10 protein-coding genes are annotated in these 12,982 nt (G+C 53.7%); 7 read left to right on the forward strand and 3 right to left on the reverse strand.

All coding sequences use genetic code 11. The features are described 5' to 3' along the window. Position 1: 1 nt before the first annotated feature. Entirely contained in the window at positions 2-1,114 is a 1,113-nt protein-coding gene (locus tag KZZ10_RS05385) for a glycosyltransferase (protein ID WP_259660466.1), read from the forward strand. Here the strand turns inward: KZZ10_RS05385 and KZZ10_RS05390 are convergent. From KZZ10_RS05390 to gmd, 3 genes are read right to left on the reverse strand one after another with little or no spacing between them, the layout of a single operon-like run. Next, positions 1,111-2,286, reverse strand: a complete 1,176-nt coding sequence (locus KZZ10_RS05390; protein ID WP_259660467.1) for a glycosyltransferase family 4 protein — start codon at positions 2,284-2,286, stop codon at positions 1,111-1,113. The genes KZZ10_RS05385 and KZZ10_RS05390 overlap by 4 nt on opposite strands. Beyond that, positions 2,283-3,185, reverse strand: coding sequence for an NAD-dependent epimerase/dehydratase family protein (locus KZZ10_RS05395; RefSeq protein ID WP_259661003.1), 903 nt, complete (start codon positions 3,183-3,185; stop codon positions 2,283-2,285). Before KZZ10_RS05395 ends, KZZ10_RS05390 begins: the two co-directional genes overlap by 4 nt. 21 nt (positions 3,186-3,206) lie before the next feature. Further along, the gene (gmd, locus tag KZZ10_RS05400; RefSeq protein WP_259660468.1) at positions 3,207-4,259 is read right to left on the reverse strand and encodes a GDP-mannose 4,6-dehydratase; all 1,053 of its coding nucleotides are present in this window, start codon (positions 4,257-4,259) and stop codon (positions 3,207-3,209) included. An 86-nt stretch (positions 4,260-4,345) separates the two neighbouring features. Here gmd and KZZ10_RS05405 point away from each other — a divergent pair, with 86 nt between their 5' ends. From KZZ10_RS05405 to KZZ10_RS05430, 6 genes are all read left to right on the forward strand, one after another. Beyond that, on the forward strand, positions 4,346-5,677 hold the full coding sequence (locus tag KZZ10_RS05405) for a glycosyltransferase family 4 protein (protein ID WP_259660469.1): 1,332 nt from the start codon (positions 4,346-4,348) through the stop codon (positions 5,675-5,677). A gap of 92 nt (positions 5,678-5,769) precedes the next feature. Continuing rightward, the gene (locus tag KZZ10_RS05410) at positions 5,770-7,185 is read left to right on the forward strand and encodes a mannose-1-phosphate guanylyltransferase/mannose-6-phosphate isomerase (RefSeq protein WP_259660470.1); all 1,416 of its coding nucleotides are present in this window, start codon (positions 5,770-5,772) and stop codon (positions 7,183-7,185) included. Between the two features lie 25 nt (positions 7,186-7,210). Then, entirely contained in the window at positions 7,211-8,002 is a 792-nt protein-coding gene (locus KZZ10_RS05415) for an ABC transporter permease (protein WP_311133547.1), read from the forward strand. Next, positions 8,002-9,225 (forward strand): ABC transporter ATP-binding protein, encoded by a 1,224-nt coding sequence (locus KZZ10_RS05420; RefSeq protein WP_259660471.1) that lies wholly within the window; start codon positions 8,002-8,004, stop codon positions 9,223-9,225. The genes KZZ10_RS05415 and KZZ10_RS05420 overlap by 1 nt, the downstream gene beginning before the upstream one ends. Next, on the forward strand, positions 9,218-10,363 hold the full coding sequence (locus tag KZZ10_RS05425) for a class I SAM-dependent methyltransferase (RefSeq protein WP_259660472.1): 1,146 nt from the start codon (positions 9,218-9,220) through the stop codon (positions 10,361-10,363). The genes KZZ10_RS05420 and KZZ10_RS05425 overlap by 8 nt, the downstream gene beginning before the upstream one ends. Beyond that, complete coding sequence (locus tag KZZ10_RS05430; RefSeq protein ID WP_259660473.1) at positions 10,360-12,921, forward strand: glycosyltransferase family 4 protein; 2,562 nt, start codon at positions 10,360-10,362, stop codon at positions 12,919-12,921. Before KZZ10_RS05425 ends, KZZ10_RS05430 begins: the two co-directional genes overlap by 4 nt. Positions 12,922-12,982: the final 61 nt, after the last annotated feature.

Here is a 12,982-nt window from a genome sequence, read left to right on the forward strand (position 1 = left end):
CATGCGTGTGTTGCACGTCCTCAAGACGTACTTCCCGGACACCTATGGTGGCATCGAGCAAGTGGTGCACACCATTGCTGGCCACACGACTCCATTAGGTATCGAGAACCGTGTGTTGGTATTGACCCCTGGTCAACCGCGCACTGACATCGCCCCTGCTGGGTATGAAATCAGACGCTACAAACGCGACCTGTATGTGGCATCGACTGGATTTTCAGTCAGTTTTCTCACGCACTTCAAGCAAGAGGCTGCGTGGGCCGATGTGATGCACATGCATTTCCCCTGGCCGTTCGCTGATCTTAGCTATCTGTACGCCGGTGTGAAAAAGCCTAGTCTGATTAGCTATCACTCGGATGTGGTGAACCAGGTGCAACTCAACAAGTTGTACGCACCCCTGCGTGATCGCTATCTGGCGAAGATGCAAACGATCGTGGCCGCATCACCCGGCATCATGCAGTCCAGCCCCGTACTGCAAAAGTTTAAAGATAAAACCCAGTTGATCACCTACGGAATTGAGCATTTTGATCAACTGCCAGAGACCGATCCCGAAGTGAAGTCTTGGCGGCAGCAGTTTGGTGAGCGTTTCTTTTTGTTCCTCGGCGCCTTGCGCTATTACAAAGGCCTGCACGTTTTGCTGGACGCCTTAAAGGGGCGCGATTACCCGACAGTAATTGTCGGCCGCGGTGATCAGCACGATGCCCTGCAAAAGCAAGCGCGAGAGCTAGGGCTAAAGAACCTGCATTTTGTCCCTGAGGTCACTAACGAACAAAAGCGCAGCATCATGCGCGCAGCGTACGGTTTTGTGTTCCCCTCGCATATCGCGTCTGAGGCGTTTGGTATCGTGCTTGCTGAAGCGGCACAGCAAGGCACACCCATGATCACGTGCGAGATTGGTACGGGCACCAGCTATGTGAACAAACACGGTGAGACGGGTCTTGTCGTTCCGCCTTCAGATGCTGTCGCCTTTGGTCAGGCCATGGATAGTTTCTGGCACGATCCACAGCGGGTCGCACGCTGGCGCGCGGGGGCGCTGCAACGTTATCGCGATACTTTTATGGCTGAGACGATGGCGCAGAAGTACGTTGGGGTTTACAAGAGCTTACTTAAGCACTAGCCCGTAGTTAAGCGTTGGTAAGTCGCTAACGTCGCTTCAGCACAACTCTCCCAGGTGAACCGCTGCGCACGCGCCAAGCCATGTTGCTGCAGGCTTGCATGCAAAGCGTGATCATCCAGTACCCGTCGCATCGCTTCGCTCAGCGCATCCACATCAGTAGGCTCAACTGCAAGCGCTGCTGTGCCAGCAACTTCAGGTAGAGATGTTGTCGTCGACGTAATCACAGGCACCTGCGCCGCAAAACCTTCCAGCACAGGCAAACCAAATCCCTCTGCGAGGGATGGAAACAACAGCGCACGTGCTGCTTTCAAGATTGGCAGTAACTCCGCATCCGATACCTGTTGCAGCCAGACGATCGTACCTGTTTGTGCGTCAGCCTCAATCTGTTTGATTTCTTCTTCGCACTTCCAGCCGGCTCGGCCAACGATCACGAGCGGTGTTTGTTTGCGTTGTGCAAGCGACATTGCACGATGTGCGGCGATGACGCCACCAACGTTTTTGCGTGGTTGCAAGGTGCCGACAGAAATAAAGTATTGCGACGGTAGTTTGAACTTCGCGCGTACCAGCGCAAACTCTTCCGCGGTCACCTCACGAAACCAACGTGCATCGACCCCAAGTGGGATCACACTGATTCGCTCTGCCGCGACTCCCGTCCACATGCAAAGCTCTTGCTTTGAATGTTCTGAAATCGTAATGATGTGATCAGCCCAGCTGATCGCTTTTTTCCACAGTGCGTTCTTCGCGCCACGGAACCGACCGCTTGACCATTCCGGATGCGAGAAGGGAATCGCATCCATCAGCGTTGCAACCATTGGTGCAAACTTCGCGCGTGGGATGTAGTGGTCGGTCGCGTGAATGAGATCGACTTTGCCCAGCTTATTGATGTCAGGAAAGTCTGCGCCGGTGAATGCTGAATATAGTGCGCCTGTAGGATATTTTCCAAGATGCAACACTGAATGTGGTAGGTGTTGAGGCGATGCAGTCTCAAACACCTTCCGATCTAGTTCTTTTATGTCCTGCGCGCCCACAGCAAACGAAAACGGCTGCAGATTAAGCTCTGCGCGTTTCGCAAACTGCGTGATCAATTCTTGGGTGTAGTGACTGATGCCGTCTTGTGAGCCGCCGGCCAGGCCTTTGCATAAGGCCGTCACACCGAAGCCCACATGCATCATGATGCGGCGTCCAGCATCCAGGCTAGTGTTTCGCGCAGACGGCGCGGCTGCCAGTCCGGTACAAATTGTTTAAGGCGTGTGGTGTCACCGCCAAGCTTTAATACTTCGTTCGCACGTACAAACTGCGGGTTGATGCGTGCTTCGATACTGTGGCCGGTTAGTTCTGTGGCCAAGGCAAGTGCTTCTTTCAGCGACACCAGATTGCTCGAGCACACGTTAACCGTTTGCCCGATCGGTGCAGCTTCAATCAGTTTGCGATAGGCGTGCGCAACATCCCGCACGTCATTGAACTCGCGCCACACATCCATGTTGCCAAGTTCGATGGCGCTTTGTTTGCGAACGAAGTGGGAAACGATTTTGGGAATCAAAAAACTCTCTGACTGACCAATGCCTGTGTAGTTAAATGGGCGCGCCAACACAACAGGTATTTTGGGCAACCAGAGCTTGGCCATGTATTCCATCGCCAATTTGCTCACGGCATAGTCGTTTGCCGGATTCACCGGATTGCTTTCACTGAGCAGCCCGCCTTGCAAGTTGCCATAAACGTTTGCGCTGCTCGCAAGCAACACACAGCGCAAATCTGCAGCGACTGGTTCCAGCGCTTCAAGCAGATTACGGGTACCGACCAGGTTTACGTCGTAAAACGCTTTGGGTTGGCCGTGGCCAACAAACGCAACGCCGGCCAGATGGATGACATAGTGCGGTTTGGCGGCAAGCACCGCCTGCTTAAGCGATGCGATATCCAACAGGTCTGCTTTGACGCAGCGTGCAAATGTGGGGGTGACATCACCCAGCCCCCAGACCTCGTAGCCATTGTCCTCGAGCTCGTTGGCCAAGTGATGGCCAGTAAAACCCTGCAGGCCAGTCACTAGTACGCGACGATCGTGATTAGGCGGCATCACGCGCTGCGCTGTGGTCATTTAGAACGAGAATCCGCGCTCATTGCGCGCGAGGTCTGCCACCACCATCATGCGGCAGAGCTCTTCAAGAGTCGTCTTTGGTGCCCAGCCAAGTTTTTCCTTGGCCTTTGCGGGGTTACCAATCAACAGCTCAACTTCTGCGGGGCGATAAAACTTGGGGTTGATCTTCACAAGCGCTTTGCCTGTTTTGGTGTCAAACCCTTGCTCTTGCTCTGCGCTACCTTTCCAGTCCAGTGCAATGTCCGCCGCCTTGAAGGCCATCGTTACAAAGTCACGTACGGTTTCAGTGCGATTAGTGGCCAACACAAATGTGTCAGGCTCGTCGGCTTGCAGCATGCGCCACATACCTTCTACATAATCTTTCGCATAGCCCCAGTCGCGCTTGGCATCCATATTGCCCAGTTCCAGCACGTCGAGCTTGCCGAGTTTGATCTTGGCAACCGAGTCCGTGATCTTGCGCGTCACGAACTCACGACCACGCAGTGGCGATTCATGGTTGAACAGAATGCCGCTCGTCCCAAAAATCCCGTAACTTTCACGGTAATTAATCGTCATCCAGTGTGCGTACAGCTTGGCTACGCCATAAGGGCTACGTGGATAAAACGGAGTGTCTTCGATTTGCGGAATCGCCTGTACCTTGCCAAACATTTCTGAGGTACTGGCCTGATAAAAACGAATCTTGGGGTTAATAATGCGGATGGCTTCCAGCAGGTTAACCGGGCCAATTCCTGTGATTTCAGCGGTCGTGAGCGGTTGCTCAAACGACACGCCCACAAAACTTTGGGCCGCGAGGTTATAGACCTCGGTTGCGCCAGACGTCTGCAATAAGCGGATGCTGGACGACAGGTCCGTCAGGTCGTACTCGACCAGATGCAAATTGGGGTGATTTTGAATGCCAAGCTCTTCAATACGCCAAAAATTGACGGAGCTGGTGCGGCGGTAGGTGCCGTAAACCTTGTAGCCCTTACCTAACAGTAATTCAGCTAAATATGCGCCATCTTGTCCAGTGATCCCTGTGACCACTGCCGTGTGCGTTGTTCCTGATTTCGACACGTTTCGTCCCGGTTTCCATTCGAAGCGAGGATTATACTTCCGCATCGCCATTGCGAAATTTGCTCCCGGGCTCAATAAATAAAAATATGATCAAGTCGACGGTTAAGTATTTATATGACGTGTGCACCGGTGGTGTGAGCAAAAAGGTGTTGAAGTCGATTGTCACCCGCTACCCCCAGGTCGACCCGTTTGTACGCAATATTCAGACCAAGTTGTTTGACTGGTATTTGGTCAAACCCCGTGTCGTCCAGTTTCGTGCAAGCCCTGACCCTAAGACTTTATTCGTCGACGTCTCTTTTTTCGTCCTGGAGGACCATAAAACAGGGATTCAACGGGTCACGCGCAGTATTTTGATGGAGCTGCTTAAAAACCCTCCGCCCGGTTTTACCGTGCAGGCTGTTTATGTGGACCGCCACGTCGGGTTTAAGCCCGCGATCGTCCACCAGACCTCGGTGAGCGACTTGTCCGTCACGCGTAATCCAGACCCCAGTCCCATCCAAATTACGGCAGGCGACGTATTTTTTGGTCTCGACTTTGCTTGCGTGACCACACTTAAAGAGCAAGCCTACCTGGCTAAACTGAAAGAAGCCGGCGTTAAGGTTTATTTTGTTATCTATGACCTGCTCCCCATCCAGTTCCCGCAATACTTTCCACCCTCGCACAAAGGCTTTCACGAGCGTTGGCTGCGCACACTGGCTAAATTTGATGGGGTTTTGTGTATTTCAAAGACAATCGCCGATGATTACAGAAATTGGGTGAAAGATAACCGAATTTCTACATCTGCTGATTTCGATATTACCTACTTCCACCTAGGGGCAGACCTCAATAATTCGGCCCCCACCAAGGGCATGCCGGCAGATGCACCCGACACCCTTGCCAAGTTGGCGACCCGGCCTAGCTTTTTGATGGTGGGTACGCTCGAGCCGCGTAAGGGCTATCGGCATATCGTGGATGCGTTCACCAAACTGTGGCTGGACGGCTCCGACGCTAACCTAGTGATTGTGGGAAAGGTCGGTTGGAATATAGATGTCTTAGTGCGTGCGCTCAAGGCCCACCCAGAGCTAGGCAAGCGCCTGATTTGGTTGCAAGGTGTCAGTGACGAATATCTTGAGCGTATCTACGCCGGCAGTACAGCCTTGATCGCCGCCAGTGAGGGCGAGGGGTTTGGTTTGCCGATTATTGAAGCCGCTCAACACGGCTTGCCCGTTATTTTGCGCGACATTCCAGTCTTTCGAGAGGTCGCCGGCGAGGCTGGGTTTTATTTCCCCGGCAACACGCCTGAAGATACTGCAGAGTGCCTCAAGGCCTGGTTGCAACTCTATCAGGCCGTTATGCACCCCAAAAGTTCGAGCCTCTCGTATCAGTCTTGGGAGCAAAGCGTGCAACAAATTCGGACTGTGTTGGCACTCCCCCAATAGGGGCTTAGCCCCGTCGTCAAGCTTGCCTCGTCGGAGCACATTCTCGTCCCTGAAATGCGATAATGCCGGAACTCCTGTTTTGACGGTTAAGCATGAAACTTATCCCTGTGATTCTGTCTGGTGGCGCCGGCACACGCTTGTGGCCTGTTTCGCGCGAGCAGCACCCTAAGCCTTTCATACGCTTGGCCGATGGCCAGAGCTTGTTGCAGAAGTCTTTCTTGCGTGCCAAGAGCTTGCCCGACGTAGTCGAGGTCTTAACCGTCACCAACCGCGATTTGTTTTTTAAGACAGCGGATGAGTACCGTGAAACCGGCCCCATCCCCATGCCGCTCGGTTTCATCCTTGAGCCCCAGGGCCGTAACACAGCCCCTGCGATTGCCGCGGCAGCGTTGACGATCCATAAACAATACGGCCCCGATGCGGTCATGCTGTTTTTGACGGCTGACCACTTAATCAGTGACTTGAAGGCATTTACCCAAGCCGTACAAACCGCTGTCAAATTGGCAGAGACCGGCAAAGTTACGACTTTCGGTGTCAAACCTGAGGCGCCAGAAACAGGCTACGGCTATATCGAATCCGAAGGCCACACCGTCAAGCGCTTTGTTGAGAAGCCAGACCTCAAAACTGCACAGTCTTATGTGGACAGCGGTAAATACCTTTGGAACTCCGGCATGTTCTGCATGACGGCCCAGACCGCGATGACTGAGCTCAAGAGCTTTGCGCCGCAGGTGCTCGACGCCGTTGAAAAAAGCCTTGCCGTCTCGCGTCGTGTTGAAGGTAGTGGTCAGTACCAAATCGAACTCGATGCAAATACCTTTGCAGAAGCCGAAAGCATTTCGATTGACTACGCGCTCATGGAAAAAACTACCCATGCTGCAGTTGTAGCCTGTTCGATTGGTTGGAGCGACATTGGTTCGTGGAACGCGCTCGGTGATTTGATTGCCCCCGATGGTAATGGCAACAGCATCGAAGGCGAAGCCTATCTTCATGATGTAACCAACACCTATATACAGTCGACCGATCGTTTGGTTGCTGCTGTCGGTGTTGATAATCTGATTATCATCGATACTGCTGATGCTTTGTTAGTGGCGAGCAAAGATCGCTCACAAGACGTCAAGCAAATCGTGGGTCAGCTTAAAAAGATTGATCACGAGGCCTACAAGTTGCACCGTACCGTGCATCGTCCTTGGGGCACCTACACTGTGCTCGAAGAAGGTCCCGGTTTCAAGATGAAACGCATCGTGGTTAAGCCCGGTGCGTCGCTGTCGTTGCAGATGCATCATCACCGCAGTGAGCACTGGATTGTGGTCGACGGTATGGCCAAGGTCGTAAACGGTGATCAAGACCTACTGATTGCCACGAACGAGTCCACTTTTATTCCAGCGGGCCATAAGCATCGTCTTGAGAACCCCGGCAAAATCGATCTGGTGTTGATCGAAGTGCAAAGCGGTGGTTACTTAGGTGAAGACGATATCGTGCGCTTTCAAGACCACTACGGTCGGGCCTAATGCGCATGCCATCGCGAGCCGCCTGATGGGGATGATTCAAGCGCTGTGGGGCTACCGCGGTTTTATCGCGGGTAGCGTGCAGCGCGAGTTCCAGTCCAATTACAAAAACTCCATGCTGGGCGCAGCCTGGACCGTGATCAAGCCCCTGGCCATGATCATTGTCTACACAGTTGTGTTCTCGCAAGTCATGCAGTCCAAGCTTCCCGGTCTGGGCAATGAGTTTGCCTACAGCATCTATTTGTGTGCGGGTTTGCTGACGTGGAATTACTTTTCTGAAGCCGTGAACCGTGGGCAGAATGTTTTTCTTGAAAACGCCAATCTGTTTAAGAAAGTAAATTTCCCGGTGCTGTCGTTGTCAGTGATCGCACTGGCCAACGCAACGGTGAACTTCGCTATTATCTTTAGCTTGTTCATCGTGTTCTTGGTAGCGTCCGGCAGTTTTCCTGGGCTCGTGTTTTTTGCAATCGTGCCGGTGTTGCTGATTCAGGTCTTGCTCGCGTTTGGGCTGGGGCTCACGCTGGGCATCTTGTATGTGTTCTTTCGTGATGTCGGCCAACTGTTTGGCGTGGTGTTGCAGTTCTGGTTTTGGTTGACGCCTGTCGTCTACCCCTTGTCGATTTTGCCGACCTGGGCACAGCAGCTGATTGCATACAACCCCACGACAAGTATCGCAACGGCTTACCAAACGATTTTGGTCAACGCGCGGATGCCGGATTGGTACTCGCTTTGGCCGGTTACGCTGTTGGCAGTTGTGTTGTGCGTGCTGGGTTTACGCCTGTATCAAAAGCATGCCAGCGAAATGGTGGATGAACTCTGATGGGTTCGATACAGGTCGCGAATCTAGGCAAAGCCTATAAGCAATATCCCAATCGCTGGTCACGACTGGTGGAATGGCTGTCGCCCTTTGGGGGCGTGCGCCATGGTTTGCACTGGGTGCTGCAAGACCTGAACTTCACCGTGAATGCCGGCGAAGCCGTGGGCATTGTTGGCATGAACGGTGCGGGCAAAAGCACCTTGCTCAAAATGATTACTGGCACCACGCAACCCACCTCGGGCTCTGTGCAAGTACAAGGCCGTATCGCTGCGTTACTCGAATTAGGCATGGGCTTTGATCCGGATTTCACCGGCCGACAAAACGCCGTCATGGCCGGTCAGTTGCTTGGTATGACGGCTGATGAAGTCAAAGCACTGATGCCGCAGATTCAAGAGTTTGCCGAGATCGGTGACTACATCGATCAACCCGTGCGTGTGTACTCGAGCGGGATGCAGATGCGCCTGGCCTTTAGTGTGGCCACCGTACAGCGCCCCGATATTTTGATCATCGACGAGGCCTTGTCCGTTGGTGACAATTATTTCCAACATAAAAGTTTCGAACGCATTCGTGCATATAGCAAACTCGGCACCACCTTGCTGATCGTGTCGCACGACAAAGGTGCGGTACAAGGTATTTGTGATCGCGCGATTTTGTTAAACGCAGGACAGATTGCGCTGCAAGGCGATCCCGAAGCCGTGATGGATTATTACAATGCCATGCTCGCCGAGCGTGGTGGTGCAACCGTGCAGCAAACAGTAAGCGACGACGGCAAAACACAGACCGTGTCCGGCACCGGTGAAGCGCGTATCGCCGCTGCACAGCTCTGTGATGAGGCTGGTCGTGCGGTAGAAGTGGTTAAAGTCGGCCAGCCGCTTGAGTTGCAAGCGACTGTGCAAGCGTTAAAAGAGCTACCCGAGTTAGTCCTGGGCTTTCAGCTTAAAGACCGCCTCGGTCAGGTGATTTACGGTACCAATACATTCCACAGCCACCAAATCGTTGAACATGTGCGGGCTGGTGAAAACATTCATTACCGTTTCCGCTTTCCGGCGAACGTCGGGCATGGTTCGTACTCGATCTCCTTGTCTCTGCATGACTCCGATTCGCATCTCGGCAAAAATTATGAGTGGCGCGACCGTGCGATTGTGTTCAATGTGGTCAATGTCGACAAGCAACATTTTGTTGGCATGAACTGGTTGTCTACCGAGGCAGACTACACCCGTGCATGACGATTTTTATCGTGCGATTCAAGCCAGATTTGAGGGCTCAGCAGATGCCCAGCGTCAGCGGCTGCTCGGCTACTTACCGTTCGTCTACCCACTCCTACATACCTACCCCCAGGCCCCTGTTCTAGATCTCAACGATGGCGCATCGCCTTGGTTGCGGCTGCTGGGTGAGGTTGGGTTCGCCGCTACGAGTCTGAATGTGCATGCGCCTGAGTTACTGACGCAACTGGCGCAGCACCCGGATCAGAGCCAGGCCATTGTCTCGGCATTTCGTCTAGTTGAGTATCTGCCCTTTGATGATGTGCGGCAAGTCGTGCAAGAGTCCTTGCGGATTTTGAAGCCCGGTGGCTTGTTATTACTCGAAGCGCCGAACCCCGAGAACATCGTGTTGGGGGCGGGTGGTTATTATGCGATCCCGAATCGCCAACCGCCGGTGATGCCTGAGCTGTTGGAGTTCGTGCCACATTACTACGGTTACGCCAGAACAAAGCTCGTGCGTCGTCTCGATCGTTTGCAGCTCTGCGGCGAAGCGCCTGTGCAGTTACTGAACGTACTGAATGCAGTCAGCCCCGCATACGCTGTGATCGCACAAAAGTCGACTGACGGGATGTCGCAAGCGCCCGTCATCCCCGCCTTTACGCACGACTACGGTTTAAAGCTTGAAACACTCACCGAGCGGTTTGATCAACAGATCCAACAAATTAAAGCGGACGCTGCAGCGACAGAGTTAAAACTCGAGACCGCCATTAAAGAGTTAGAAGACTCCCTGCTTTGGAAGCTGAGTCGACCAATTCGCTGGGCAGACAATCAAGGTAAACGGTTGGCAGACGAAGGCGTGGGCGAACGCATCAGTGCCTTCAAAGAAAAATTCACAAGGATGATTGTCCAGCGCGTGTTGCGACTGTTCGCCGCCAAACCTGCGTTGCAGCGCTTCTGCCACAAGGTCTCCAATAAGCTTGGTTTGACGCACTATTTTGTTTCGTTGGGGCGTGTGGTTGAGCCCAAAATCGTGCCGGTTGAGGTCGACCCCGCAGTGCTAAGCGAAGCCCAGCGCGTGCAAGCGCGCCTTACGACTCTCAGTCCAGAGGCTGTGCAAATCGCAGCTGAACTGCAACGGCAAAAAGAGGCGCCCAAGTCGTGAGGTTCGTGATCGATTTGCAGGGTGTGCAGAACGAAAGCCGTTACCGCGGTATCGGACGTTACTCGCTTGCGTTTGTTAAAGCGTTGGTTAAAGCACTGATTGATCGGCGCGCGCAACACGAAGTCATCGTGCTCCTCAGCGATTTATTCCCGGACACCATCGCACCTGTCAAAGCAGCGCTCGGTGAACAGTTGGCAGGCTGTACTGTGCGAGTTTGGTCCGGCATTGGCCCGACGGATGAGCGCAAACCACAAAACCGTTGGCGTCAGCAAGTGTCTGAGCTTTTACGCGAAGCCTTCATCGCGCAGCTTGATGCGGACGTGGTGATTGCCACGAGCGTTGTTGATAGCCCCGGTGACAACACCGTCGTTAGCATTGGACAGCTCACGCCGACCTACACGGTCGCGATTCTGTACGACTTAATCCCGCTGCTCTATACAAGCGAATACCTAACAGATCCCGTTACGCTAGATTGGTATTACGAGCGCCTGCATCAACTGCGCCGCGCAGATTACTGGTTGGCGATCTCTGAATCCTCGCGTCGAGATGGAATCGAACAACTCGGCATGCCGCCGGCGTCCGTCACTAATATTTCGGCTGCGATTGGTGAAGAAACTGTTCCGCGGGACCTAACCGAAACGGAAGCGGTCGCCACACGCGCAAAGTTTTCGATCACCCGCCCTTTCTTGCTTTACACCGGTGCCTTTGATCCGCGCAAAAATATTGACCGCCTGCTCGCGGCCTATGCAGCCTTGCCGCCAGCAGTGCGCAACGCGCATCAACTCGTTCTTGCCGGGGGCATGAACCGACCCCAACGTACTTTGTTAGATCAACAGATTATCGCTGCGGGCTTGGCAGGTGATCATGTGATCGTGACAGGCCGGGTGTCCGATACAGATTTCAGTGCACTGTATGGCTTGTGTCGCGCCCATATATTGCCAACGTATTGTGAAGGCTTTGGCCTGACTGCACTCGAAGCCATTGCTTGTGGGGCAGTGGTGATTGGCTCAAACTACTCCAGTGTCCCAGAGGTCATTGGTAACCCCGAAGCCTTGTTTGATCCGTTCTCTGTAACAGCGATTGCACAAAAGATTGAGCAAGCTTTAACAGATGAAGCGTTTCGCGCGCGCTTGCTCACGCATAGTCGTGAACAGTTAAAACAGTTCTCTTGGGATCAAACCGCACAGCGTGCTTTAGCCGTGTTGGAACAAATCCAAACCCAACAGGCCTTTGCACCAAGGCGAGCCGCTGCTCGTGCACTCGACTTGCGTCGCATCTTGCCGCAACGTATTGCAGCTCTGCCACAGACACCTGAACGTACAGACCTCGAGCTGAGTGAAGTCGCAGCCCTGGTAGCTGCCGTCGTACCGAGTGAAGACCCCCGCCCCGTTTTGTTTGTCGACATCACTGAGTTGCATCGCCACGATTCACACTCTGGCATTCAGCGTGTGGTGCGTAGTGTGCTGCACCAGTTATTCAAGTCTGTTGATGCAGCCGGTGGGTCTGGATATAAGCTGCAATTGGTTTATGCAATCGATCGCTATGGCTACAAGGCTGCACAGGCTTTTACGGCACGCTGGCTCGGCCAGCAAGCGACACCTCAGGCGGACGGTGCTGGGGACGACTGGATTAACCCGCGCCAGGGCGATGTGTTTTTGGGGCTCGATCTCAATTTCAATATTGACGACGCGCATCAAACCTATTTTGCAGACCTGCGGCATCGTGGTGTCGGTGTGTATTTTGTTGTCTATGACTTGTTGCCGGTTTTGTTCAAAGAGACCTTCGTCCCAGAACTTGTGCGTCGTTACGCCTTCTGGCTCAGTGTGGTCGCCCAGCAAGACGGTGTGATTTGTATATCCCAAGCCGTCGCAGCGGAGTTGCGCACATGGTTGCAGGTAAACGCGCCAGCCTCACTTCACACCTTGAACATTGACTGGTTTGCCTTGGGTGCGGATATTGCAAGTTCAGTACCCACAAAAGGCTTGCCCGAGAACGGCCAGGCGATTCTGGCCCAGCTTGCTGCCGCGCCAACGTTTTTAGCGGTTGGCACCCTCGAGCCCCGTAAGCGTCAGGCCCAAATCCTTGAGGCCTTTGAACTGTTATGGGCGCAAGGGTCACACGCACAGTTGGTTCTCGTGGGCAAGCAGGGCTGGCTGACTGAAGAGCTGGCGGCACGGTTGCGCCAGCACCCCCAGCAAGGTCAGCAGCTCTTCTGGTTTGAAAACGCCAGTGACGAGTTTCTTGAGCAGCTTTACGCCAGTGCGACCTGCCTAATTGCCGCGAGCGAGGCGGAGGGTTTTGGTCTGCCGATTGTTGAGGCCGCACGCCATGGCTTGCCCGTGATTGCCCGCGACATTCCGGTTTTTAGGGAAGTGGCCCAAACACATGCTTACTTTTACGCCGGCGGCAGTGCGGCCGCGTTGGCCGAGGCCGTGCAGGCCTGGCTTGTGCTATTTGCTGACGGCCGCGCCCCAGATTCAAGCCAAATCCATCGAACGAGTTGGGTTGAAAGCACACGGCAGCTACTTTCCCATGTGTTTCGTGCAGATTTACGCTGATTACGGTCAGATTTAGCCAAAAAGCCGTCAAATTTCGGCGAAAATGCCGCTTGTTGTCATT

The organism is Zwartia hollandica, assembly GCF_019923725.1.
Lineage (GTDB): Bacteria > Pseudomonadota > Gammaproteobacteria > Burkholderiales > Burkholderiaceae_B > Zwartia > Zwartia hollandica.